Here is a 22,170-nt window from a genome sequence, read left to right on the forward strand (position 1 = left end):
GCCCCCGCGGCGCGAGAAGTCCGCGCCAGCACGGTACTCCCAGCTCAGCGGTCGGGAAAGGTCGCTCCGAGCAGACGCAGCGCCGCTGTCGCCTTGACGGCCGTCTCCTCGAATTCCTGTCCGGGATCGGACAGCGCGATGACCGCTCCGCCGACCCCGAAACTCACCTTGTCGCCGTCGACCACCAGGGTCCTGATGACGATGCTGAAGTCGGCCGCGCCGGACAGCGAGAAGTATCCCAGCGCCCCCGAGTAGACTCCTCTCGGACCGGCCTCCAGGTCGTCCAGGATCTGCATTGTTCGGATCTTGGGCGCTCCGGTCATGGAGCCGCCGGGGAATGCCGCTCGCACGCAGCGCACCGCCGACGCGTTCGGACGCAGGCGTGCCCGGACGGTGCTCACGAGCTGGTGCACGGTGGCGTAGCTCTCCACCTCGAACATTCGCGGGACCTCGACGGAGTCGATCTCAGCGCACGTTCCCAGGTCGTTGCGGACCAGATCGACGATCATCAGGTTCTCGGCCCGGTCCTTGACGCTCGACGCGAGATCGGCGCGCAGCGCGGCGTCCTGTTCGGGATTCTCACCGCGGGGCCTGGTGCCCTTGATGGGGCGTGATTCGGCCTCGCCGTCGGCGGTCACGCGCAGAAAACGCTCCGGTGACGCGCTGAGAACCCACAGGTCGGCGAAGCGCAGCAGGGCGGCGAACGGCGCGGGGCTCTCGCGGCGCAGGACCCGGTACGCCTCGCGGGGATCGAGGTCGCCGTCCCAGCTCACCGTGTTGGTGAGGCACACCTCGTAGGTCTCCCCCGCGGTGATGGCCTCCTGGCAGGCCGCGACGAGCTTCAGGTACTGCGCGCGCGAGTGGCGCGGCCGCGCGTCGCCCGGCACGCGCACCGGAGCGGCCACCGGCGGCGCGGAGCCGGTCAGGGCGCGCAGGACGCGTTCGGTCTCCTCCAGCCAGCCCGCCGCCGCGCCCTCCAGGGCCAGCAGGTGCACGCGCCGCAGGACGTGGTCGAAGACCACGGCGCGGTCGGCGAAGATCATCGCGGCGTCGGCGTGGTCGGCGCGGTGGGCGGCGTTCCCGCCGGTCTCGGCCTTCAGCTCGTAGCCGAGGTAGCCCACCCAGCCCAGGGCGAAGCCGAACGGCAGGCCGTGCGGCGACACGGCGTTGCGGGCCACGTCGGCGTCCAGCCAGTCGAAGAACGACTCGACGTGCTCCTGCTCGCCGGAGACGGTGAGCAGCTGCTCGGCGACGTCGTAGGTGGCCACGCGGGCGAGCGGCCCGGAGGCGTCGCCCAGGAACGAGAAGCGTCCGCCCCCGCCGCTGCTGTCGAGCCAGAACGCGTGCTCGGACCCGCCGTGCAGGGCGTCGAACGCGGCCTCCGGCGACGGGTGCGCGTCCAGGGTGCGCACGACGACGCGGTGCGCGGGCGCCGGGCGGGCCGGTGCGCTGCGGGGGACCTCCTCGCGGGCGGCGCGGCGCGGGGTGAGGCGGCGGAAGTTGGCGAGCAGGTCGTCGCCGTGGGCGGTGCGGACGGACTCGGGGTGGAACTGCACGCCCCACGCCGCCCGCCGGCGGTGCTGCACGGCCATGAGCACCCCGTCGTCGGCGACGGCGAGCGGTTCCAGCTCCGGCGGCAGGCCGGTGACGGCGAGCGAGTGGTAGCGCACGACCTCGAACGACGGGGGCAGGCCCGCGAAGAGGCCGGTGCCGGTGTGCCGCACGGACGAGGTCAGACCGTGGCGCGGCTCGGGAGCCGGGCCGACGACGGCCCCGTGCGCGAGGCACAGCGCCTGGTGGCCGAGGCACACGCCCAGCAGCGGGATCTCGGCGTGCGCGACGACGTCCCGGCAGATCCCGACGTCGGAGAGCCGGTGGGGCGTGCCGGGGCCGGGCGAGATCACGACGTTGTCGAACGCGTCGAGGTCGCCCGGTCTCCAGGCGGGGTCGTCGTTGCGGACCACGACGGGCTCGCGGCCGTTCACCCGCGCCAGCTGGTGGTACAGGTTGGCGGTGAACGAGTCGTGGTTGTCGAGGAGCAGCGTGCGCACGGTTCACCACCACGGGAAGGAGCGGAACGCGTGGACGTTACCTGGCGAAACGCACCGCACGGGCGTCCGTGGCACAGCTCTCAGCGAGTACGGTGGCGATCGATGAGCGCCGACGAGGAACCCGAGGACGACTTCTCGGACGATGATGACGAGTTCGACGAGGACGACTACGAGGAGGACGGTTCCGACCTCTTCGAGGTGACGCGTGAGCCGCGCACCATCTGCCAGCTCTGCGGCGGTGCGGGCTTCGTCGCGAGCCCGGTGATGGCGGTCGTCAGCGGGGCCCCGAGGACGATCGACAACGGCCGCCCGTGCCCGCACTGCGACGGCAACCGGACGTTCACCGGCCTGATCCCGCCGGTCTGACGCGCCCCAGCGGGACCGGACGAACCCCGGTCCCGCTGGTCCTGGCGGTGGGCGCGCGCCTACTCCACGACGTGGAAGCGTTCGTCCACGGTGAGGGCGGCGAGCTCCTCGACGGTCATGGGCAGCTCTCCCATCGCCGGTCGCCCGGAGTGCGGAAAGGCCAGGGACTGGATCACCTGGACGTAGGTGCCGTCCTCGTGCACGTGCACGGCGACCTGGTCGGCGGTCTCGGCGTCCTCGGCGTCCGCGGCGCCCTCGACGAGGACCACCTGCTCACCGTCCACGTCGATCGGGGTGCACTCGCCGTGCTCCGGCCGGGGGTGCGCCGACACCGCCTCGCAGGCGTCGGCCGGCACACCGGAACGGGCGGTCCGGACGAGGACCTCGACCAGGCCGACACCGGACTCGGCGACGCCGTCCGCGGCGACGGGGAGTTCGACGCTGTAGCTCCACAGCTCCCGGCCGTCCTCGACGGCGTCGTAGCTGGCCCCGGCCCGCAGGAGCGGGTCGCCCGAGAGCTCGTGGGTCCCGTCAGCCACGTCGACGCCCGCCGGGAGCATCGACGTGAGGACGTCGACGAGCTCCACGGCCCGGTCGGCGCGCGGTCCGCTCCTCGCGGTGGGGTCGGTCCGGCCGCTGGGCGGGGCGGAGGACTCGGCCGCGCCGGGAGGGCTGGTGGGGGCCGGGGTCTCCTGCACGGTCGACGTCGGCCGCGGTCCGGCTGCCGGTCCGACCCGCTGCCCGCCGCCGGACAGTCCCGGCAGGACCACCGCGCCGACGGCGATGATCACGACGGCGGCTCCCGCGCCGACCGCGCCGAAGGTCGCCCGCCTGCGCCGCCGTGCGGCTCGCGCCGCCTCCAGCACGGCGACCGGGTCCATGCTCGGGGGCGGGCCGCTCGCCACCACCACGTCCTCCAGGACGCGCTTGACCTCGTGTTCGTTCATCGGTTCCTCTCCGCGGACGAGATGGTCGGGGTGGCGTCGAGCAGGCGTCGCAGCGTCTGCAACCCCCGCGAGGCCTGGCTCTTCACCGTTCCTCGCGAACATCCGAGAAGCCGGGCGGTGTCCTCCACCGACTGGTCCTCCCAGTAGCGCAGGACGATCACGGCGCGCTGTCGCGGCGGCACCTTCTCCAGCGCCTCCAGCAGCACCATCCGTTCTTCCGCGTGGTGCCGCTGCTCGGACCGCACGTCGGTGGGGGAGTCGGTGACGCGCTCGTTGCGGAACCAGCCGCGGCGCAGGTCGGACACGAAGGTCCGCACGAGCGTCCGGCGGGTGTAGGCGTCGAGCGCCTCGTGGCGGGAGATCCGCCACCACACCCGGTACAGCTTGACGAAGGTCTGCTGCACCAGGTCTTCTGCGCGGTGCCAGTCGCCGCACAGCAGGTACGCCGTGTTGCGCATGGCGTCGGACCGGGCCGCGAAGTACTCGGCGAACGCGGCGTCCCGATCACTCATTCGTCCTCCCCGTTCTGCGTTGCGGGTTACTCACGCCGGCGAGCACCGCGCGGGTTGCACCGCGACGCGACGAATCCGTCCGGTGTGCTCCCCATCACCCGTCCCTCGTACATCGCACTCACCCGAACGAGGACAATGGGACGTACCGTCACGTTCTTCGGAGGCCCCGCTTGTTGTTCGCCCTGATCCTCGGCGTGCCCTGCGCGCTCGCCCACTACTACCTGTGGCGCAGACTGGTGCGGGACACCTCGCGTCCAGGCGGTCGTGGCCGCCTGTTCGGCACGGCGGCTCTCGTCGTCGCCTTCGCGGTGATGCTCGCCGCGCTCGTCCTCTCGCGGTCCGCCTCCCCGGAGGTCGCCCGGTTCGTGGCGTGGCCCGGGTACCTCTGGCTCGCGGCGATGTTCTACCTGACGCTGCTGCTCGGCGTGCTGGAGATCCCGCGGCTCGTGCTGAACCGCCGCGCCCGCGGCGCGGCCCCGGTGCGGGCCGGGGAACCGGTGGCCGTCGGGACGTCCGGGGCCGCGATCGCCGCGGAGGAGCCGGACCAGCGGACGCCGGAGGTTCCGCGGGAGCGCGACGCCGTCCGGATCGACACGGGTCGCCGCCTGTTCATCGCCCGCTCGCTGGCCGTCGCCGGTGGTGTCGCGGCCGGCTCGGTGGTCGGGTACGGCGCGACGCGGGCGCTCGGCACCCCGGACCTGAGGCGGGTGCCGGTCGTGCTGAACAAGCTCGACCCGTCGCTGTCGGGGTTCCGGGTGGCCGTGGTCAGCGACATCCACCTCGGCCCGCTGCTGGGCCGCTCGCACACCGAGCGCATCGTCCGGATGATCAACGAGCAGCAGCCGGACCTCGTCGCGATCGTCGGCGACCTGGTCGACGGCTCCGTGGACGAGCTGGGCGAGGCCGCCGCTCCGCTGCGCGACCTGGTGAGCCCGTACGGCAGCTTCTTCGTCACCGGCAACCACGAGTACTTCTCCGGCGCCGAGCCGTGGCTGTCCGAGCTGGAGCGCCTCGGCGTCAACCCGCTGCGCAACGAGCGCCTCGCGATCGAACGCGGTGGGGCCGGCTTCGACCTCGCCGGGATCAACGACGTGACCGGCCGCAACTACGACGACGCCCCCGACCTGGACCGCGCGCTGGACGGCCGGGACGACTCGCGGCCGGTCGTGCTCATGGCCCACCAGCCGGTGCAGGTCGCCGACGCCGCGCGGCGGGGCGTCGACCTCCAGCTGTCCGGGCACACCCACGGCGGGCAGATGTTCCCCTTCAGCCTGGCCGTGCCGGTGCAGCAGCCGGTCGTGGCGGGTCTCGCGACGGTGGACGGCACGCAGGTCTACGTGAGTCGCGGTGCGGGCTTCTGGGGACCGCCGGTGCGGGTGGGCGCGCCGCCGGACATCTCCGTGATCGAGCTGCGCTCCAGCTAGCCACGTCACAAAGTCGCTCCGGGATGCGGCTGTTCCTCCTCGGAGGACCTACAGTGGACGGCCGTGCCCGAGCGCGGGTGCGGAGGGAGATCCAGGAGCGGAATGACGGAGAGCTCTACCCCCTCGGGGATGTCGCCGGTGCCCGGTGGCGCCGGTGCCCGGCTGGAGACGCGACACGAACGCATCCGCCGCTTCCTGGACGAGGAGCGGCCCGCGACGCCGTGCCTCGTGGTCGACCTGGAGACGGTGCGGCAGCGGTTCGCGGCCGTCCGCGACGCGCTGCCGCGGGCCGGGATCTTCTACGCGGTGAAGGCGAACCCCGCTCCCGAGGTGATCGGGCTGCTGGTCGCGGAGGGCGCGAGCTTCGACGTCGCCAGCCCCGCCGAGATCGACCTGTGCCTGGCGCGGGGCGCCGCTCCCGAGACGATCTCCTACAGCAACCCGATCAAGAAGGCCGCCGACGTCGCCCACGCGTACGCGCGGGGCGTGCGGCTGTTCGTCTCCGACAGCGAGCAGGACGTGCGGGCCCTCGCCGAGCACGCGCCCGGCTCCTCGGTGCTGCTGCGCATCGTGGTCGACGCCGTCGGCTCGACCTACCCGTTCGGCAAGAAGTTCGGCTGCGCCCCCGACATGGCGACCGACCTGCTGCTCCTGGCCCACGAGCTGGGCCTGCGGGCGAGCGGCGTCGCCTTCCACGCCGGGTCCCAGCAGCTCTCGACGCGGGCGTGGGACGGCGGGATCGCGGACGCGGCCACCGTGTTCGGCAAGCTGCGCGCCGAGGGGGTCGAGCTCACGACGCTGAACCTCGGCGGCGGTCTGCCCGCCACCTACCGCGGCTCCGTCCCCCCGCCGCTGGCCGACTTCGCCGCCGGCATCACGGCGTCGGTGCGCGAGCACTTCGGCGACCGGACCCCGCGAGTCATGATCGAGCCCGGCCGCGCCGTCGTGGCCGAGGCCGGCGTCGTCCGCTCCGAGGTCGTGCTGGTGTCGCGCAAGTCCTACACCGACGACCGGCGCTGGGTGTTCCTCGACATCGGCCGCTACCAGGGGCTCGCCGAGACCGAGGGCGAGGCCATCGCCTACCCGCTGCTCACCTCTCGCGACGGCGGCGCGACGGGTCCGGTGGTGCTCGCCGGTCCCACCTGCGACGCCGACGACGTGATCTACCAGAACACCCGTTACGACCTGCCCCTGGACCTGCGGGCCGGTGACCACGTCGACCTGGTCAACGCCGGCGCCTACACCGCGAGCTACTCGTCCGTGGAGTTCAACGGATTCGGCCCGCTGGCCGTGCACTGCGTGCGGTGACCGCACACCCCCGAGTTCGTCCGCGTAGTTCCGCTGTTGATCGCGTTTGGAGTGATTGATGTCCGATGTTCCCTGTCAGGACGAGCCGGTCGGCTTGTTCGCGGGACAGCACGTGCTCGCCGAGCTGGAGGGCGTGAGCGCCGAACTGCTGGACGACGAGCAGTTCTTGCGCCACGCGCTCGGTGAAGCGCTGACGCAGGCCGACGCGACGGTGCTGGAGGTGATCTCCAAGCAGTTCGACCCGCAGGGGATCACCGTGCTGGCGCTGCTGTCGGAGTCGCACGCCTCGATCCACACCTATCCCGAGGTGGGTTCGCTGTTCGTCGACGTGTTCACCTGCGGTACCAGGGCCAAGCCCGCGCTGGCCGTGCAGCTGCTGGCCGACGCGCTGGGCGCGGTCTCGACACGGACGGACTCGATCGAACGGGGCCGGAGGGTTCCGGCCCTGGTGTACGACAAGGAGAAGACCGCGTGACCGCCATCAGCAGCACGATCCTGGAACCGCTCGGCGCCGGACTGCACCGGCTGTGGGAGCTGGAGGAGGTGCTGGTGGACACCCGGACCGACTTCCAGCACCTGGTGATCGCGAGGACCGCGCAGGGCGTGTCCCTGTTCTGCGACGACGACCGGCAGAGCACCGAGTTCAGCCAGCTCGTCTACCACGAGGCGCTCATGGTGCCCGCCCTGCTGCTGGCCGACCGGGTCGACCGGGTGCTGGTCGTCGGGTCCAGCGAGGGCGTCGTGTGCCAGATGGCCGTGGCCGCTGGCGCGACGGTCGTCGACCACGTCGACATCGACTCGCAGGCGGTGAAGCTGTGCGCCGAGCACCTGCCCTACGGCTACACGGCCGAGGAGCTGGCGCGGGCCGAGCGCGGCGAGGGCGCCGTGCGCGTGCACTACACGGACGGCTGGGAGTTCCTGCGCCGCGCCTCGGAGGGCACCGACCGCTACGACGTCGTGCTGATCGACCTGCCCGACGAGCGCGAGGAGGAGGCGCAGCACAACCGCCTCTACGGCACGGACTTCCTGCGGATGGCCCGCTCGGTGCTCTCGCCCGGCGGTGTCGTGGTCAACCAGGCCGGGTGCCAGACGATGTGGCGCAACGGCACGCTGATCCGCTCGTGGCAGCGGTTCAACGAGGTGTTCGACACCGTCGCCTACTACGGCTCGGACGAGCACGAGTGGGCCTACCTGTTCGGGCGTGCCGACGTCGTCGAGGACCCGACCGAGCTGATGGTGCGGCGACTGGAGACGTGCGGCTACCGGCCGCGGTCGATCGACGCGCTCGCGCTGCGCGGCAACTCGGTGGCCCCGCACGCGGTGCGCAACGCCTGATCGGATCGACCGTTCCGGGGGAGGTGCTCGTCACGAGTGCCTCCCCCGGTCGCGTTCACACCCCCAGCGCTCGCTTCAGGAAGTCCACCTGGAGCAGCAGGAGGTTCTCCGCCACCTGCTCCTGCGGGGTCATGTGCGTGACGCCGGACAGCGGCAGCACCGAGTGCGGGCGGCCCGCGGCGAGCAGCGCGGAGGACAGCCGCAGCGTGTGCGCGGCCACCACGTTGTCGTCGGCGAGGCCGTGCACGATCAGCAGGGGCCGCTCCAGCGAGCCCGCGTCCGCGATCAGCGAGTTCGCGTCGTACACGTCGGGCTGCTTCTCGGGGTGCCCGAGGTAGCGCTCGGTGTAGTGCGTGTCGTAGAGCCGCCAGTCCGTCACGGGAGCACCGGCGACGGCCGCGTGGAACACGTCCGGGCGGCGCAGCACCGCGAGCGCGGCCAGGTAGCCGCCGTAGGACCAGCCGCGGACGCCGACCCGGCTCAGGTCCAGGTCCGGCTCGGTCTCGGCGACCCCCCGGAGCGCGTCCACCTGGTCCTGGAGCGTCACGGTCAGGTCGAGGTGGATCTGCCGCTCCCACGCCGGACCGCGTCCCGGCGTGCCGCGACCGTCCACGACGAGGACCGCGAAGCCCTGGTCGGCCAGCCACTGCGAGGTCAGGTGGGCGCCGCGGGCGTGCAGCACGCGCTGGGCGTGCGGGCCGCCGTAGGGGTCGAGCAGCACCGGCAGCTGGCCGGAACCGGGCACGTGCCCGGTGGGCAGCAGCAGCGCGCAGCGCAGGTTGCGCTCCCCCACCGACAGCAGCCGCACGTTCGGCGTGATCACCGGCGTCTCGGCCCACGAGACGATCTCGGCGACCTCGTCGCCGTCGCGCGAGACGACGACCCGCTGGCCGAACCGGTCCAGCGTCGACGACGACAGCACGAGGACGTCGCCGCCGCGCACCGCGCCGTGCACGCCGTCCACCTCGGACAGCCGCTGGACCGAGCCGTCGGACAGGCGCACGCGGAAGACGTGGACCTGCGCGGGGTCCTCTTCGGACGCGGTGACGAGAGCGTCGGTCGACGTCACGTCGAGCAGCGAGCGGACCTGGAGCGACACCGGCGTCAGCGCCTGCCCGCCCACCAGCAGCCGGTACGCGCCCTCGCGCGGCGCGAGCAGGACGAGGCGGCCGTCGGGCGTGCGGTCCGGCGATCCGGCGGCGACCTCGACCCAGCGCTCGTCGGTCTCGTCGTGCAGCACCCGCGTCGCGCCGCTGTCCGGGTCCAGCGCGAGCACGCGCACCGTGCGCTGGTCGCGGGTCTGCACGGCGAGCAGCGGTGCGCCGGAGTCCGGCCAGCGCACGGAGTTGAGGTACGGGAACGCGGTGTGGTCCAGGTCCACGTCGGTCCGCGCGCCGTCCTCTCCGAACAGGGCGAGGGTTACGACGGCGTTGTCGGTTCCGGCGGCTGGGTAGGCGATCTCACCGGCCGGAGTGCCGGGGTTCGCCGGATCGGCGACGTACCAGCGCGCCACGGGACCGTTGTCCACGCGCGCGGCGAGCAGCGTCCGCCCGTCGGGGGACCACCAGTGGCCGCGGTAGCGGCTCATCTCCTCCGCGGCGATGAACTCGGCGAGCCCCCAGGTGATCTCGGGGCCGTCCGGCTCGGCCACGACGCGGTCCGCGCCCGTGTCCAGCTCCACGACGTGCAGCGCGCCGCCGGTGACGTAGGCGACGCGGGAGCCGGTCGGGTCCACCCTCGGGTCGACGACCGCGCCCGCCGCGGCCAGTTCGCGCACGGTGTCGCCCTCGACGACGAAGAGCTTGCCGGACAGGGCGAAGGAGACGACGTCGGCCTGCCGGTCGGCTGCGTAGCCGACGATGCCGGCCGCCTGCTCGCGGCTGCGCTCGCGGCGGGCCCGCTCCTCCGGCGGCAGGTCCTCCGGATCGGCGAGCAGCGCGGCGGGGTCGGCGAGCAGCGTCTCCTCGCCGGTGGCGGTGTCGAGCGCCCACAGCCCGTTGGCCCGCGCGCTCGGCGACGTGGCGCGCAGGAACAGCACGCGCGAGCCGTCCGGCGCGACCACGAAGGTGCGCGGAGCGCCGAGGGTGAACCGCTGGGTGCGCGCGTGCTGGCGCGGGAAGGAGATCTCGTTGCCCACGCCGGTCACCTTCGCAGATGACCGTGCGGGGTGCCACGGTCGGGTGGAGGTGAGCGGTGCCCCGTCACTCGGCGGAGTGACGCGGCACCGCCTCGTGCACGTCCCTTCTGAACCGCGGCGCTCCCGGGGCCGTAGGGCTGTGTGAGAGCGACCGACGGATGAGGAGGACATGAGTGTGATCCGCAAAAACCGCATCGCCGTCAGCGTGGCCGCAGGTCTGGCAGTCGTGCTGGGCCTGGGACTGTGGACCTCCTACGCGACCGGAGCGCAGAGCAACACCCCCGTGGCGCAGGTCCAGCCGGACAAGCTGCGGCAGCAGGCGCAGGCCGACGACGGCTACGGCACCGCCGCCGACCCGGACCAGGCCGGCGCGCAGGCGCCCGCCGCCACCACCACCGAGGCCCCCGCCGCGGCGCCGGTCAGCACGATCGCGCTCCAGGGCAAGACCGTGGACAAGATGGGCGAGGTCGTGCAGGACGGCGACGGCCGGACGCTGTACCGCTTCGACAAGGACGTCGCGAAGCCCGCGGCGAAGACCAACTGCGTGGACGCCTGCGCCACGACGTGGCCGCCGCTGCTGTCGCCGACGGTCCCGACCGACATCACCGGCGTCGACCCGGACCTGGTGGGTCTCGTCGAGCGTCCCGACGGCCAGACGCAGGTCACGATCGACGACTGGCCCGTCTACACCTACTCCAAGGACGACAAGCCCGGCGCGTGGAAGGGCCAGGGCGTCGGCGGCACCTGGTTCGTGATCCAGCCGGACGGCAAGCGCAACGTCGAGTGCCTGCCGGCGGGAGTGACGCCGCCGGTCGCGTGACCGTTCCCCCAGTTCGACGTGGTGCGACCCGGCCTCGGGGAAGGGGCCGGGTCTCGCCGCGTTCCGGTGGTCCCACCTCCCGCACCGCTCTCGCTCACGACGAAGGGGCCCTCCGCTCGGAGGGCCCCTTCGTCGTCGCGGCAGCGATCAGAGAGTGGGGTACAGCGGGTGCTTGGCCGCCAGCACCTCCACGCGGGAGCGCAGCTCGGCCAGGTCGGGCTCGGGCTGGAGCGCGGCGGCGATGACGTCGGCCACCTCGCTGAAGTCGGCCGCGCCGAAGCCGCGGGTCGCCAGCGCGGGCGTGCCGATCCGCAGACCCGAGGTCACCATCGGCGGGCGGGGGTCGTTGGGCACGGCGTTGCGGTTGACCGTGATGCCGACCTCGTGCAGCCGGTCCTCGGCCTGCTTGCCGTCGAGCTGGGAGTCCACCAGGTCCACCAGCACCAGGTGCACGTCCGTGCCGCCGGTCAGCACCTTCACCCCGGCGTCGGCGGCGTCCTGCGCGCTCAGCCGCTCGGCGAGGATGCGGGCGCCCTCCAGGGTCCGCCGCTGGCGGTCGGCGAACTCGGGGGTCGCGGCGTGCTTGAACGCCACGGCCTTGCCCGCGATCACGTGCTCCAGCGGACCGCCCTGCTGGCCGGGGAACACCGCGGAGTTGATCTTCTTCGCGATGTCGACCTCGTTGGACAGGATCACGCCGCCGCGCGGTCCGCCCAGCGTCTTGTGGGTGGTGGTGGTGGTGACGTGGGCGTGCGGCACGGGGCTCGGGTGCAGCCCGGCGGCCACGAGGCCCGCGAAGTGCGCCATGTCGACCATCAGGTACGCGCCCACCGAGTCGGCGATGCGGCGGAACTCGGCGAAGTCGAGCTGACGCGGGTAGGCCGACCACCCGGCGACGATCAGCTTCGGCCGGTGCTCGGTGGCGAGGCGCTCCACCTCCGCCATGTCGACCAGGCCGCCGGTCTCCGAGACGTGGTAGGGCACCACGTCGTAGAGCTTGCCGGAGAAGTTGATCCGCATGCCGTGGGTCAGGTGCCCGCCGTGCGCCAGGTCCAGGCCCAGGATCGTGTCGCCCGGCGTGAGCAGCGCGAACATCGCCGCCGCGTTGGCCTGCGCGCCCGAGTGCGGCTGCACGTTGGCGAACCCGGCGCCGAACAGCGCCTTCACCCGCTCGATGGCCAGGGACTCGATCACGTCGACGTGCTCGCAGCCGCCGTAGTAGCGGCGGCCGGGGTAGCCCTCGGCGTACTTGTTGGTCAGGACCGAACCCTGGGCCTGGAGGACCGACACCGGGGTGAAGTTCTCCGACGCGATCATCTCCAGCGTGCCCTGCTGCCGGGACAGCTCGGCGGCGACCGCCGACGCCACCTCGGGGTCGAACTCCGCGAGGGAGGTGTTGAACTGCTCGGACATGGTGGGGATCTCCTCGGAACGGATCAGTTGGCGCGCTTGTAGAACGGCAGTGGCACGACCTCGACGGGCTCGTGGCGGCCGCGGACGTCCACCGACAGCTTCGTGCCGGGCTCGACGTTCGCCGTCGTCACGTACGCCATCGCCACGGAGTGGCCCAGCGTGGGGGACAGCGCGCCGCTGGTGATCTCGCCGATCACCGCGCCGTCGGCGTCGAGCACCGGGTAGCCGTGCCGGGGAGCACGGCGGGAGGGGGTCGTCAGACCCACGAGGACGGAGTCGACGCCCGACTCGGCGATGGCGGCCAGCGCCGCGCGGCCCACGAAGTCCCCCGGCTTGTCCAGCTTCACCACGCGGCCCAGGTTGGCGCTGTAGGGCGAGCGCTGCGCGCTCAGCTCGTTGCCGTACAGCGGCATCCCGGCCTCCAGGCGCAGCGTGTCGCGGCACCCCAGCCCGGCCGGGCGCAGGCCGTGGGGCTGACCGGCCTCCAGCAGCCTCTGCCACACGGTCGGGGCGTCGGCCGGGGCGACGAACAGCTCGAAGCCGTCCTCTCCGGTGTAGCCGGTGCGCGCGAGCAGCACGTCCTTGCCGGCGACCTCGGTCGGGTAGGAGGCGTAGTACTTCACCGAGTCCAGGTCGGTGGGGGTGAGCCCGCCGAGGATCTCCGCGGACCGCGGCCCCTGCACGGCCAGCAGGGCGTGGTCCTGCGAGGCGTCGACCACGGTGGTGTCGAAGCCGTCGGCCCGGCTCACCAGCGCGTCGAGCACCACGGCGGCGTTGGAGGCGTTCGCGACGACCAGGTACTCCCGCTCGCCGGTGCGGTAGACGATCAGGTCGTCGATCACGCCGCCGTCCTCGCGGCAGATCATGGTGTAGCGGGCGCGACCGAGGCCGATCGCGGAGACGTGCCCCACGAGCGCGTGGTCGAGCGCGGCGGCGGCCTCGGGACCGCTCAGCAGGATTTCACCCATGTGTGTGAGGTCGAAGAGACCGGCGGCCGTGCGGACGGCGTGGTGCTCGGCCAGTTCGCTGTCGTACCTCAGGGGCATCCGCCAACCCGCGAAGTCGGTGAACGCGGCACCCAGGGCCTCGTGCTCGGCGTGCAACGGCGTGCGACGGCTGTCCATCAGGTTGTTCCTCCGTGGTGGGGGCGTGCCGGGGTGCCGGTCGTCGCCGGTGGGCGAGCGATCGGTCGGCGGTGCGAGCAGGACGGGACACGGTCCACGGGCAGACTCCTCCGGTGGGAGCGAGCCTCCCCCTCTGTCATGAGCCTGAGAGCTTCACCGCGCACGCGCGGTGTGCACCGTGGGCGAGGCGCACCGGGGCGCCTGCTTTTCAGAGCGGCCTTCGTCGGGCGGTGGCTGTGCCTGAGAGATTCCGGGGAGGGATTGCTCCTTCGGCGCCCCCGAGGGGGACTCTCCCGCGCGACGTCGACGGCCGTGTTCAGTTGACCGGACCGAACGCTATGCGGGCGCGCGCCGAGACGCAACGCCCGGACCCGCGCCGGCTCGGCACGTCGGCTCAGAGCGCGACGCCCTCTCGCGCGCGCTCGGCCACCTTGCGCTCGGCGACGAACGACAGGAACGGGATCGTCCCGGCGATCAGCACGAACACCGTGCCCTTGACCGACCAGCGGGCCTTGATCGCCAGGTCGACGGTCAGCACGAGGTAGACGGCGTAGAGGAAGCCGTGGACCGGGCCGACGACCCGCATCATCTCGTCGTGGCCGCCCGCGTACTTCACGACCATCGCCACCACCAGGACCAGCAGGAACACGCCCACCACGTAAGCCATGAACCGGAACCGGCCCAGTGCGCCCCTCATGGACAACCGCCCTCTCTCGAATCGATCAGCCCGCGCGGTCACGCGCGTTGAGCTCGGCGAGGTAGCGGTTGTAGGCCGCGTGCTCGTCGTCGGGGTCCTCGTCCTCGTGCGCGACGGGCACGTACCGCTGCCGCGCCTCGGCGGGGGGGTCGGCCGGTTCCGCCGGGTCGGTCCCGGCGCCCTCGGCCAGCTCGGCGGCGTGCTGGGCGTTCAAGCGGCGCAGGCGCCAGACCATGAACGCGGGGAAGAGGCCGAACAGCGGCCACTGGAGCACGTACCCGAGGTTCTGGAAGCTGCCGCTGGCCGAGGAGAAGCGCTCCCACTGCCACCAGGCGAGCGCGCAGCATCCCACCAGCGACACCACGCAGGCGAGGAACACCGCGAGTCGCTTCGGGGTGAGGAGACCGCGCACGGGGAAAACGCTAGCACCGGCGCCGGTGTGGTCCAGCACTCAGTGCGCGCGGCGGGCGCACGGGCCGGTGTCGGGCGCGGCGGGAGATCGGCAGGTCGTCGCGGGTGCGCCGCGGGCGACGAGCGCCGGCCCGCGATCGGGCGAGCCGCCGAGTCGCGTGCCGGGAGGTGTGGAGGCGGTGCTGCCGGAGGAGGCCGCCGGGGCGGCCCCGGACCGGGGGTGGGACCGGGAGGCCGGGTGGGAAGCGACCCGACCCCTCGTGACCGGGCTCCTCCCGCACGAGGAGCCCCGCCCGTCTGTCAGGCGACGCCGTCGCGGCGCTGCCGCTGGAGCCTCGCCACGCACCAGGCGGCCGCACTTCCCCGCCTGAGGTGCTGGAGAACCGTCATCGGGCCGAGCCGGCGACCCAGGTCGGCGGGCGAGAGCCCGGCGGCCCGGTAGTCGAGCGCGCGCTGGTCGAGGGGGCTGATCCCCGCGTCCCACCACTGCTCGGCCTCCGACACGTCCCCGACCAGCTGCCAGTAGCTGGCCGCCGCCGCCAGGAGGTCCTCCGGGACCTCCGGTGCACGCCTGCGCATCGCGGCCACGTAGCCGGGATCCGCGGACTCGACCCGCACCAGGCCGCGCGAACCGCTCCTCGCCGCTCGCTGCACGGGGATTCCCGGCGCCGACGGCGGTGCTTCCGCGAGCCACGCGTCCTTGATCCGGTTCACCTCCTGCATCTCGGCGTCTTCCGACCTCTCGGCCGCCCACTGCCTGAGCAGTGCGTCGACACCCGAGTCCTCGACCATTCTGCCTCCTCAATCGGTCGAAGATCAGCCAATGCAGCGCACCGTATTCGCGGCTAACGACAACCGCTAGACCCAGATCGGCCTCAACACCCGTTACCACGGTGTTATAGCCCGCAATCCACCCGTTGGATGCAACGAACCGGGGGGCATGTCACCCGCAGTAGTCACCTGTCCGGGGGACCTGCGGGAACCGAACGGGGTCTTCCGCGACGTCACACGGACGTGTCAGATCAGGCGAACAGACCCTTGACGAACGTGACGACGGCCTCCGCGCCCCGGCGCAGCCACGCGAGCACCCGCTGAACGACCTCGGCCGACTCGACCGGCTGGGTGATCAGGAAGAAGAGCACCAGCGCGGCCACCACGAGTCCCACGAGCTTCCTGGTGTGCACAGCTGCCTCTCCGTCCGCTGGCCGAACGCGCCGGTGGCGGTACCACCGCGTCAACGGTCATCGTCCACCATTCACCCGGCCGAACACCGGCGCACACGCCCGCGCGGCCCGTTCGCCCGTACGGCGGGTCGTTCGGCCGACGGAGAACGACGCAGGGGTGTCTCCACGTCGTCCTGATGTCACCCGAACGGACGCTCAAGGCGCATCGCGGCCAGGCCGATGTCATGAAAAGCAGGCTGGAGGCCCGCCCAGATCCTCCCCCGCTGAACATCGACGCTCGAACCTCGCTGAACCCCGGAGAGCCAGACGCTGACGCCGGCCACACCGTCACCCGGTCGCCACATGTCCGGACACGCTGTGTGAACGCTGTAGTTCACCTGCGTTCTATTTCCGCGCCTTCTTATTGGCGTCCGATCGTCACGCGACAACACCGGAACGACGCAGTTCGTCAATGTCCTCGTCCGTCATGCCCGTTTCGGCCAGAATCGTGTCCGTGTGGGACCCGTTCCCGGGCGGGGCGCTCGGGACGGCGGCGGGCGTGCGGTCGAACCGCGGCGCCGGCGCGGGCTGGGTCCGCCCGGCCACCTCGACGAACGTGCCGCGCGAGACGTTGTGCGGGTGAGCTGGGGCCTCGCCGGGGGTGAGCACGGGCACCAGGCACGCGTCCGTCCCCCCGGCGCGCTCGGCCCACTCCTCCCGCGTCCGGGAAGCCACGGTCGCCGCGATCAGCTCCCGCAGCTCCGGCCAGCGCGCGGGATCGTCGCGGTCGGGCACGTCGGCGTCGGCCAGTCCGAGCACGACGAGCAGCTCGGCGTAGAACTTGGGCTCCAGCGCGCCGATGCTGACGTAGCGGTCGTCGGCGGTGCGGTAGACGTCGTAGAACGGCGCCCCGCCGTCGAGCAGGTTGGTGCCGCGCTCCGGCCCCCACACCCCGGCCGAGCGCATCCCGTGCAGGAACGTCGTCAGCAGCGCGCTGCCGTCGACCATCGAGGCGTCCACGACCTGACCGCGACCGGAGCGCTCGCGCTCGTACAGCGCGGCGAGGACGCCCACCGCGAGCAGCAGGCCACCGCCGCCGAAGTCGCCGATCAGGTTGAGCGGCACGGTCGGCGGACTCCCGGCGCGGCCGATGGGGTCCAGCGCGCCGGAGAGCGCGATGTAGTTGATGTCGTGCCCGGCGCGGTCCGCCATCGGCCCGTCCTGGCCCCACCCGGTCATCCGGGCGTAGACCAGGCGCCGGTTGCGGGCGAGGCACTGCGCCGGGCCGAAGCCGAGCCGCTCGGTCACGCCGGGACGGAAGCCCTCCACGAGCACGTCGGCGCGCTCCACCAGCCGCAGCACCACCTCCGCGCCCCGCGGCGAGCGGACGTCGACGGCGATGGAGCGCCGGCCGCGACCGAGCACGTCACCGGGCACGTCACCGGGCACCGCGACGCCGCCGGGCCCGACCCGGTCGACCCGCACGACCTCCGCCCCGAGATCGGCCAGCACCATGCAGCCGAACGGCCCCGGCGCGAGGCCGGCGAGTTCGACGACCTTCAGACCCGCGAGCGGTCCCACGACTTCCCCTCCCCTGCGAACGCGCACTCCTGGAACGGCGGACCTACAGCGCGCGGGAGATGATCTCCTTCATGATCTCGTTCGTCCCGCCGTAGATCTTCTGCACGCGCGCGTCCGCCCACGCGCGCGCGATCGGGTACTCGTTCATGTAGCCGTAGCCGCCGAAGAGCTGCACGCACTCGTCGACCACCCGGCACAGGCGCTCGGTGGACCACCACTTGGCCATCGCCGCCGTCGGCACGTCCAGCTCGCCGCGCAGGTGGCGCTGCACGCAGTCGTCGACGAAGGCACGGGTCACCGCGGCCTCGGTGGCGCACTCGGCGAGGGTGAACCTGGTGTTCTGGAACGCGAAGACCGGCCGGCCGAACGCGGTGCGCTCCTTGACGTAGGCCAGCGTCATGTCGACCGCCGCCTCCAGCCCCGCGATCGCGGCGACCGCGATGATCAGCCGCTCCTGCGGGAGCTGCTGCACGAGCTGGACGAACCCCTGGCCCTCGACGCCGCCGAGCAGGTTCGCCACCGGAACGCGGACCCCGTCGAAGAACAGCTCGGCGGTGTCCTGCCCCTTCATCCCGACCTTGTCCAGCACGCGGCCGCGGCGGAAGCCGGGGGTGGTGGTCTCCACGACCAGCAGGGAGATGCCCGCCGCGCCCTGCTCGGGATCGGTCTTCACGACCACGACCACCAGGTCGGCGAGGCCGCCGTTGGTGATGAACGTCTTCGACCCGTCGATCACGTAGTCGTCGCCGTCGCGGACCGCCCTGGTCCGCACCCCCTGGAGGTCGGACCCGGCGCCGGGTTCGGACATGGCGACGGCGCCGACCAGCTCACCGCTGGCGAGCTTCGGCAGCCACGTCCGCTTCTGCTCCTCGGTGCCGTAGGCGAGCAGGTAGTGGGCGACGATGCCGTTGTGCACGCTGCCGCCCCACGAGCTGTCGCCCGCGCGGGCCTGCTCCTCCAGCAGCACGGCCTCGTGGGCGAACGTGCCGCCGCCACCGCCGTACTCCTCGGGGACGCTCAGGCACAGCAGGCCGACGTCGCCCGCCCTGTTCCACAGCTCCCGGTCGACGTGCTTCTGCTCGGCGAAGCGCTCCTGGTGCGGCACGACCTCCCTGGCGAAGAACGTGCGGGCCAGATCGCGCAGCTGGTCCAGGTCGTCGGTCATCCACGGCGAGCGGTGGGCGGGCACGGCGACCTCCTGCGAGCGGGACGGGCGTGAGCTGTCTGCGAAGGTAATCCGCCCCGCGCCGCTCAGCCATGACCGTCGCGCTGATGATCGCCCTCCGACACTGAGCGGAAGAGTCACCCCGGACGACCGCGCCGGTCATGGGCGTGACGGGGGCGCGTGCCTACCGTGGAGCACATGAGCGAAGCCTTGATCTTCGACGCGGTGCGCACACCGCGCGGCCGGGGGAAGCGCGGGTCGCTGCACAGCGTCAAGCCCGTGTCCCTCGCGTCCGGCGTGCTGCGCGCGCTCGCCCAGCGCAACGACCTGGACACCTCGGCGGTCGACGACGTCGTGTTCGGCGTCGTGTCCCCCGTCGGTGAGCAGGGCTCCGACATCGCCCGCACGGCCGTGCTGGCCGCCGGGTGGGACCTGCGTCCCGCCGGTGTGCAGCTCAACCGATTCTGCGCGTCCGGCCTGGAGTCGGTGAACATGGCGGCCGCGAAGGTGGCGTCCGGGTTCGAGGACCTCGTCGTGGCCGGTGGCGTGGAGTCCATGTCGCGGGTGCCGATGGGGTCGGACGGCGGCGCGTGGATGGCCGATCCGGAGACGAACACCGCGGTGAACTTCGTGCCGCAGGGGGTGAGCGCCGACCTGATCGCCACGCTGGAGGGCTTCAGCCGCGAGGACGTCGACGGCTACGCGCTGCGCTCGCAGCAGCGCGCGACGCTGGCCCGCGACAAGGGCCGCTTCGAGCGGTCGATCGTGCCGGTGGTCGACCAGAACGGGACGGTGCTGCTCGACCACGACGAGGCGATCCGCCCGGAGACGACCCTGGAGGGGCTGGGCGCGTTGAAGCCGAGCTTCCAGTTCCACGGCGACCTGGGCTACGACTCGGTGGCGATCGACCGCTACCCGTCGGTGGAGCGCATCCACCACGTGCACACACCGGGCAACTCGTCGCAGATCGTCGACGGCGCCGCCGCGATGCTGATCGGCAACGCCCGCGCGGGCCGCGACCTGGGCCTCACGCCGCGGGCGCGCGTCCTCGCCACGGCCGTCGTCGGCAGCGAGCCGACGATCATGCTCACCGGTCCCGCCCCGGCCACCCGCAAGGCTCTGGACCGCGCCGGGCTGTCGGTGGAGGACATCGACCTGTTCGAGATCAACGAGGCGTTCTCCGCCGTGGTGCTGAGGTTCCTGCGCGAGCTGGACCTGCCGGAGGACCGGGTCAACGTCAACGGCGGGGCCATCGCGCTGGGCCACCCGCTCGGCGCGACCGGCTGCATGATCCTGTCGACGCTGCTGGACGAGCTGGAGCGGCGGAACCTGCGGCGCGGGCTGGCCACGCTGTGCGTCGGCGGCGGCATGGGCATCGCGACGATCGTCGAGAGGATCTGAGGATGGCTGACGCGATCCGGTACGAGCGCGACGCCGACGGCGTCGTCGTGCTCACCCTGGACATGACGGGCTCGGCGAACGTGATGAACGCCGAGTACCACGAGGCGATGGGCGCGGCCGTCGCGCGCCTGGAGGCCGAGCGCGACGACATCACCGGTGTGGTGATCACGTCGGCCAAGAAGACGTTCTTCGCCGGCGGCGACCTGAACCTGCTGATCCGGGTCACACCCGAGAACGCGGCCGAGTCGCTGAGCTTCCTGGAGGAGGTCAAGACCCAGCTGCGCCGCCTGGAGAAGCTGGGCAGGCCCGTCGTGGCGGCGCTGAACGGCCACGCGCTGGGCGGCGGCCTGGAGATCGCGCTGGCGTGCCACCACCGCGTGGTGCTCGACGACCCCGGCATCTCGCTCGGCCTGCCCGAGGTGACGCTGGGTCTGCTGCCCGGCGGTGGCGGCGTGACGCGCCTGGTGCGGCTGCTGGGCGTGCAGGCCGCGCTCCCGCTGCTGGTGGAGGGCACGCGGTTGCGCCCGGCGCGGGCGTTGCGGGCCGGGATCGTGCACGAGCTGGCGTCGGACGCCGACGACCTGCTGGTCAGGGCGAAGGCGTGGATCGCGGCGAACCCCGAGCCGAAGCAGCCGTGGGACGTCCCCGGCCACACCGTGCCCGACGTGCGCCCCGGCGACCCGAACGTCTACGCGGTGCTGGCGGCCGCGCCCGCCGTGCTGCACAAGAAGACCCGTGGCGCGTTCCCCGCGCCGGAGAAGATCCTCGCGGCGGCCGTCGAGGGCGCGCTGGTGGACTTCGACACGGCGCTGCGGATCGAGGCCAGGTACTTCCTGGAGCTGGCGACCGGCCAGGTCGCCAAGAACATGATCAGCACGTTCTGGTTCCAGCTCAACGAGATCACCGCGGGCGGCTCGCGTCCGTCCGGTGTGGACGGCCGGCCGGTGACGAGGGTGGCGGTGCTCGGCGCGGGCATGATGGGCGCCGGGATCGCTCAGGTCAGCGCGGAGGCCGGGATCGACGTCGTGCTCAAGGACGTCTCCGCCGAGGCGGCCGAGCGGGGCAGGGCGGGAATCGCCGCGATCCTGGACGAGCGGGTGTCGAGGGGACGGCTGACGGCGGAGAAGCGCGACGCGGTCCTCGCCCGCATCTCCCCCACCGGCGAGGACGCCGACCTCGCGGGCAGCGACCTCGTGATCGAGGCCGTGTTCGAGAACCGCGAGCTGAAGAGCACCGTGCTCGCCGCGGCCGAGCGGCACGCGCTGGGCGACGCGGTGATCGCCTCCAACACCTCCACGCTGCCGATCACCGGTCTGGCCACCGCCGTGCCCGATCCGGGCCGCTTCATCGGGCTGCACTTCTTCTCCCCCGTGCACAAGATGCGGCTCGTGGAGATCATCCGCGGGGAGAAGACCTCCGACGAGACCCTGGCCAGGGCGTTCGACTACGTGCGGCGGATCGGCAAGACGCCCGTCGTCGTCAACGACAGCCGCGGCTTCTACACCTCGCGCACGTTCGGCACGTACGTGACCGAGGCCGTCACGATGCTCGCCGAGGGCGTGCACCCGGCCCTGATCGAGAACGTGGCGCGCAAGGCGGGCATGGCGGTCGGCCCGCTGGCGGTGTCCGACGAGGTGACGCTGACGCTCCAGCTGAAGATCCGGGAGCAGACCCTGGCCGACCTGGCCGAGGACCCCGGCGCCGCAGCGCTGAGCGAGAGCCCCGGTTTCCGGGTGATCGAGGAGCTGGTGGCGCTGGGCCGCACCGGCAGGTCCGGCGGCGCGGGGTTCTACGAGTACCCGGAGGGCGGCACGAAGCACCTCTGGCCCGAGCTGGTGACCCGCTGGACGAAGCCCGACGCGGGCGTGTCCGAGCAGGACGTGCGCGACCGGCTGCTGTTCGTGCAGTCGCTGGAGACGCTGCGCTGCCTGGACGAGAACGTGCTGACGTCGGTGAGCGACGCGAACGTCGGCAGCGTGCTCGGCTTCGGCTTCGCGCCGTGGACGGGTGGCACGGTGCAGTTCGTGAACTCCACGGGTCTGGCGGAGTTCGTGCAGCGGGCCGACTACCTGGCCGACACCTACGGCGAGCGCTTCCGCCCGCCGGCGTCGCTGCGGGAGCGGGCGGCGCGCGGCGAGCCGTTCTGATCGACGGCGCGCGGCTCCCCGGCACGTCCGGGGAGCCGCGCGCGTCAGCGACCGCACCCGGCGGTCGTCAGCGCGGGATCGGCTCCCTCCCGAGCGGCGATCAGCGAGGGCGGGAACTTCCGGTCGCCCGCCGACCGTGCGCGACCGCGTGTGGCGGCTGTGCGACGC

General features: G+C 72.6%; 20 protein-coding genes and 1 riboswitch. Of the genes, 8 read left to right on the forward strand and 12 right to left on the reverse strand.

The features are described from left to right. Window positions 1-44: 44 nt before the first annotated feature. Entirely contained in the window at window positions 45-2,051 is a 2,007-nt protein-coding gene (pabB, locus tag IMZ35_RS00650) for an aminodeoxychorismate synthase component I (RefSeq protein WP_199438883.1), read from the reverse strand. 102 nt (window positions 2,052-2,153) lie between these two features. Between pabB and IMZ35_RS00655 the strand changes: the two genes are divergently transcribed. Continuing rightward, the gene (locus IMZ35_RS00655; RefSeq protein WP_199439679.1) at window positions 2,154-2,417 is read left to right on the forward strand and encodes a hypothetical protein; all 264 of its coding nucleotides are present in this window, start codon (window positions 2,154-2,156) and stop codon (window positions 2,415-2,417) included. A 59-nt stretch (window positions 2,418-2,476) separates the two neighbouring features. On the opposite strand, the gene IMZ35_RS00660 is transcribed toward IMZ35_RS00655, so the two are convergent. Next, the gene (locus IMZ35_RS00660) at window positions 2,477-3,364 is read right to left on the reverse strand and encodes a hypothetical protein (RefSeq protein WP_199438884.1); all 888 of its coding nucleotides are present in this window, start codon (window positions 3,362-3,364) and stop codon (window positions 2,477-2,479) included. Continuing rightward, a complete protein-coding gene (locus IMZ35_RS00665; RefSeq protein WP_199438885.1) occupies window positions 3,361-3,876 on the reverse strand; it encodes a SigE family RNA polymerase sigma factor in 516 nt (171 codons plus the stop codon). Before IMZ35_RS00665 ends, IMZ35_RS00660 begins: the two co-directional genes overlap by 4 nt. 173 nt (window positions 3,877-4,049) lie before the next feature. On the opposite strand from IMZ35_RS00665, the gene IMZ35_RS00670 reads away from it, so the two are divergent. From IMZ35_RS00670 to IMZ35_RS00685, 4 genes are all read left to right on the forward strand, one after another. Then, on the forward strand, window positions 4,050-5,300 hold the full coding sequence (locus IMZ35_RS00670) for a metallophosphoesterase (RefSeq protein WP_199439557.1): 1,251 nt from the start codon (window positions 4,050-4,052) through the stop codon (window positions 5,298-5,300). A gap of 102 nt (window positions 5,301-5,402) precedes the next feature. Continuing rightward, window positions 5,403-6,608 carry a type III PLP-dependent enzyme gene (locus IMZ35_RS00675; protein ID WP_199438886.1) on the forward strand — a complete coding sequence of 402 codons (1,206 nt, stop codon included), beginning with the start codon at window positions 5,403-5,405 and terminating at the stop codon, window positions 6,606-6,608. A 58-nt stretch (window positions 6,609-6,666) separates the two neighbouring features. Beyond that, window positions 6,667-7,083, forward strand: a complete 417-nt coding sequence (speD, locus tag IMZ35_RS00680) for an adenosylmethionine decarboxylase (protein ID WP_199438887.1) — start codon at window positions 6,667-6,669, stop codon at window positions 7,081-7,083. A gap of 5 nt (window positions 7,084-7,088) precedes the next feature. Then, window positions 7,089-7,943 (forward strand): spermidine synthase, encoded by an 855-nt coding sequence (locus tag IMZ35_RS00685; RefSeq protein ID WP_199439558.1) that lies wholly within the window; start codon window positions 7,089-7,091, stop codon window positions 7,941-7,943. Window positions 7,944-7,998: 55 nt separating this feature from the next. On the opposite strand, the gene IMZ35_RS00690 is transcribed toward IMZ35_RS00685, so the two are convergent. Then, window positions 7,999-10,080 carry a S9 family peptidase gene (locus IMZ35_RS00690; protein ID WP_307867621.1) on the reverse strand — a complete coding sequence of 694 codons (2,082 nt, stop codon included), beginning with the start codon at window positions 10,078-10,080 and terminating at the stop codon, window positions 7,999-8,001. A gap of 169 nt (window positions 10,081-10,249) precedes the next feature. Between IMZ35_RS00690 and IMZ35_RS00695 the strand changes: the two genes are divergently transcribed. Next, window positions 10,250-10,900 carry a hypothetical protein gene (locus IMZ35_RS00695; protein ID WP_229369230.1) on the forward strand — a complete coding sequence of 217 codons (651 nt, stop codon included), beginning with the start codon at window positions 10,250-10,252 and terminating at the stop codon, window positions 10,898-10,900. 147 nt (window positions 10,901-11,047) lie between these two features. Here the strand turns inward: IMZ35_RS00695 and glyA are convergent, their stop codons facing one another. From glyA to IMZ35_RS00735, 8 genes are all read right to left on the reverse strand, one after another. Further along, window positions 11,048-12,313: a serine hydroxymethyltransferase gene (gene glyA / locus IMZ35_RS00700; RefSeq protein WP_199438889.1), complete on the reverse strand. Its 1,266-nt coding sequence runs from the start codon at window positions 12,311-12,313 to the stop codon at window positions 11,048-11,050. 23 nt (window positions 12,314-12,336) lie between these two features. Next, window positions 12,337-13,437, reverse strand: coding sequence for a glycine cleavage system aminomethyltransferase GcvT (gene gcvT, locus IMZ35_RS00705; RefSeq protein ID WP_438816802.1), 1,101 nt, complete (start codon window positions 13,435-13,437; stop codon window positions 12,337-12,339). A 218-nt stretch (window positions 13,438-13,655) separates the two neighbouring features. Continuing rightward, window positions 13,656-13,743: riboswitch (glycine riboswitch) on the reverse strand. Window positions 13,744-13,831: 88 nt separating this feature from the next. After that, a complete protein-coding gene (locus tag IMZ35_RS00710; RefSeq protein WP_199438890.1) occupies window positions 13,832-14,134 on the reverse strand; it encodes a DUF3817 domain-containing protein in 303 nt (100 codons plus the stop codon). 25 nt (window positions 14,135-14,159) lie between these two features. Further along, complete coding sequence (locus tag IMZ35_RS00715) at window positions 14,160-14,546, reverse strand: hypothetical protein (protein ID WP_199438891.1); 387 nt, start codon at window positions 14,544-14,546, stop codon at window positions 14,160-14,162. 299 nt (window positions 14,547-14,845) lie between these two features. Further along, window positions 14,846-15,337 (reverse strand): helix-turn-helix transcriptional regulator, encoded by a 492-nt coding sequence (locus IMZ35_RS00720; RefSeq protein WP_199438892.1) that lies wholly within the window; start codon window positions 15,335-15,337, stop codon window positions 14,846-14,848. 230 nt (window positions 15,338-15,567) lie between these two features. Further along, window positions 15,568-15,729 (reverse strand): hypothetical protein, encoded by a 162-nt coding sequence (locus IMZ35_RS00725; protein WP_199438893.1) that lies wholly within the window; start codon window positions 15,727-15,729, stop codon window positions 15,568-15,570. Window positions 15,730-16,146: 417 nt separating this feature from the next. After that, window positions 16,147-17,289, reverse strand: coding sequence for a CaiB/BaiF CoA transferase family protein (locus IMZ35_RS00730; protein ID WP_307867622.1), 1,143 nt, complete (start codon window positions 17,287-17,289; stop codon window positions 16,147-16,149). A 43-nt stretch (window positions 17,290-17,332) separates the two neighbouring features. Beyond that, complete coding sequence (locus IMZ35_RS00735) at window positions 17,333-18,454, reverse strand: acyl-CoA dehydrogenase family protein (protein WP_199439561.1); 1,122 nt, start codon at window positions 18,452-18,454, stop codon at window positions 17,333-17,335. 198 nt (window positions 18,455-18,652) lie between these two features. Here IMZ35_RS00735 and IMZ35_RS00740 point away from each other — a divergent pair, with 198 nt between their 5' ends. After that, entirely contained in the window at window positions 18,653-19,855 is a 1,203-nt protein-coding gene (locus tag IMZ35_RS00740) for an acetyl-CoA C-acetyltransferase (protein WP_199438895.1), read from the forward strand. A 2-nt stretch (window positions 19,856-19,857) separates the two neighbouring features. Then, window positions 19,858-22,002 (forward strand): 3-hydroxyacyl-CoA dehydrogenase NAD-binding domain-containing protein, encoded by a 2,145-nt coding sequence (locus IMZ35_RS00745; protein ID WP_199438896.1) that lies wholly within the window; start codon window positions 19,858-19,860, stop codon window positions 22,000-22,002. The last annotated feature ends 168 nt before the right edge of the window (window positions 22,003-22,170 follow it).

The organism is Umezawaea beigongshangensis, from assembly GCF_016464305.1.
GTDB lineage: Bacteria > Actinomycetota > Actinomycetes > Mycobacteriales > Pseudonocardiaceae > Umezawaea_A > Umezawaea_A beigongshangensis.

Excerpts from the sequence above, each read along its gene's own strand:
- IMZ35_RS00735 (WP_199439561.1), bottom strand. The coding sequence starts at position 18,454 with ATGACCGACGACCTGGACCAGCTGCGCGATCTGGCCCGCACGTTCTTC.
- IMZ35_RS00660 (WP_199438884.1), bottom strand. The coding sequence starts at position 3,364 with ATGAACGAACACGAGGTCAAGCGCGTCCTGGAGGACGTGGTGGTGGCG.
- glyA (WP_199438889.1), bottom strand. The coding sequence starts at position 12,313 with ATGTCCGAGCAGTTCAACACCTCCCTCGCGGAGTTCGACCCCGAGGTG.
- IMZ35_RS00740 (WP_199438895.1), top strand. The coding sequence starts at position 18,653 with ATGAGCGAAGCCTTGATCTTCGACGCGGTGCGCACACCGCGCGGCCGG.
- IMZ35_RS00745 (WP_199438896.1), top strand. The coding sequence starts at position 19,858 with ATGGCTGACGCGATCCGGTACGAGCGCGACGCCGACGGCGTCGTCGTG.
- IMZ35_RS00710 (WP_199438890.1), bottom strand. The coding sequence starts at position 14,134 with ATGAGGGGCGCACTGGGCCGGTTCCGGTTCATGGCTTACGTGGTGGGC.
- IMZ35_RS00695 (WP_229369230.1), top strand. The coding sequence starts at position 10,250 with ATGAGTGTGATCCGCAAAAACCGCATCGCCGTCAGCGTGGCCGCAGGT.
- IMZ35_RS00665 (WP_199438885.1), bottom strand. The coding sequence starts at position 3,876 with ATGAGTGATCGGGACGCCGCGTTCGCCGAGTACTTCGCGGCCCGGTCC.
- speD (WP_199438887.1), top strand. The coding sequence starts at position 6,667 with ATGTCCGATGTTCCCTGTCAGGACGAGCCGGTCGGCTTGTTCGCGGGA.
- IMZ35_RS00655 (WP_199439679.1), top strand. The coding sequence starts at position 2,154 with ATGAGCGCCGACGAGGAACCCGAGGACGACTTCTCGGACGATGATGAC.
- IMZ35_RS00720 (WP_199438892.1), bottom strand. The coding sequence starts at position 15,337 with ATGGTCGAGGACTCGGGTGTCGACGCACTGCTCAGGCAGTGGGCGGCC.
- gcvT (WP_438816802.1), bottom strand. The coding sequence starts at position 13,437 with ATGGACAGCCGTCGCACGCCGTTGCACGCCGAGCACGAGGCCCTGGGT.
- IMZ35_RS00675 (WP_199438886.1), top strand. The coding sequence starts at position 5,403 with ATGACGGAGAGCTCTACCCCCTCGGGGATGTCGCCGGTGCCCGGTGGC.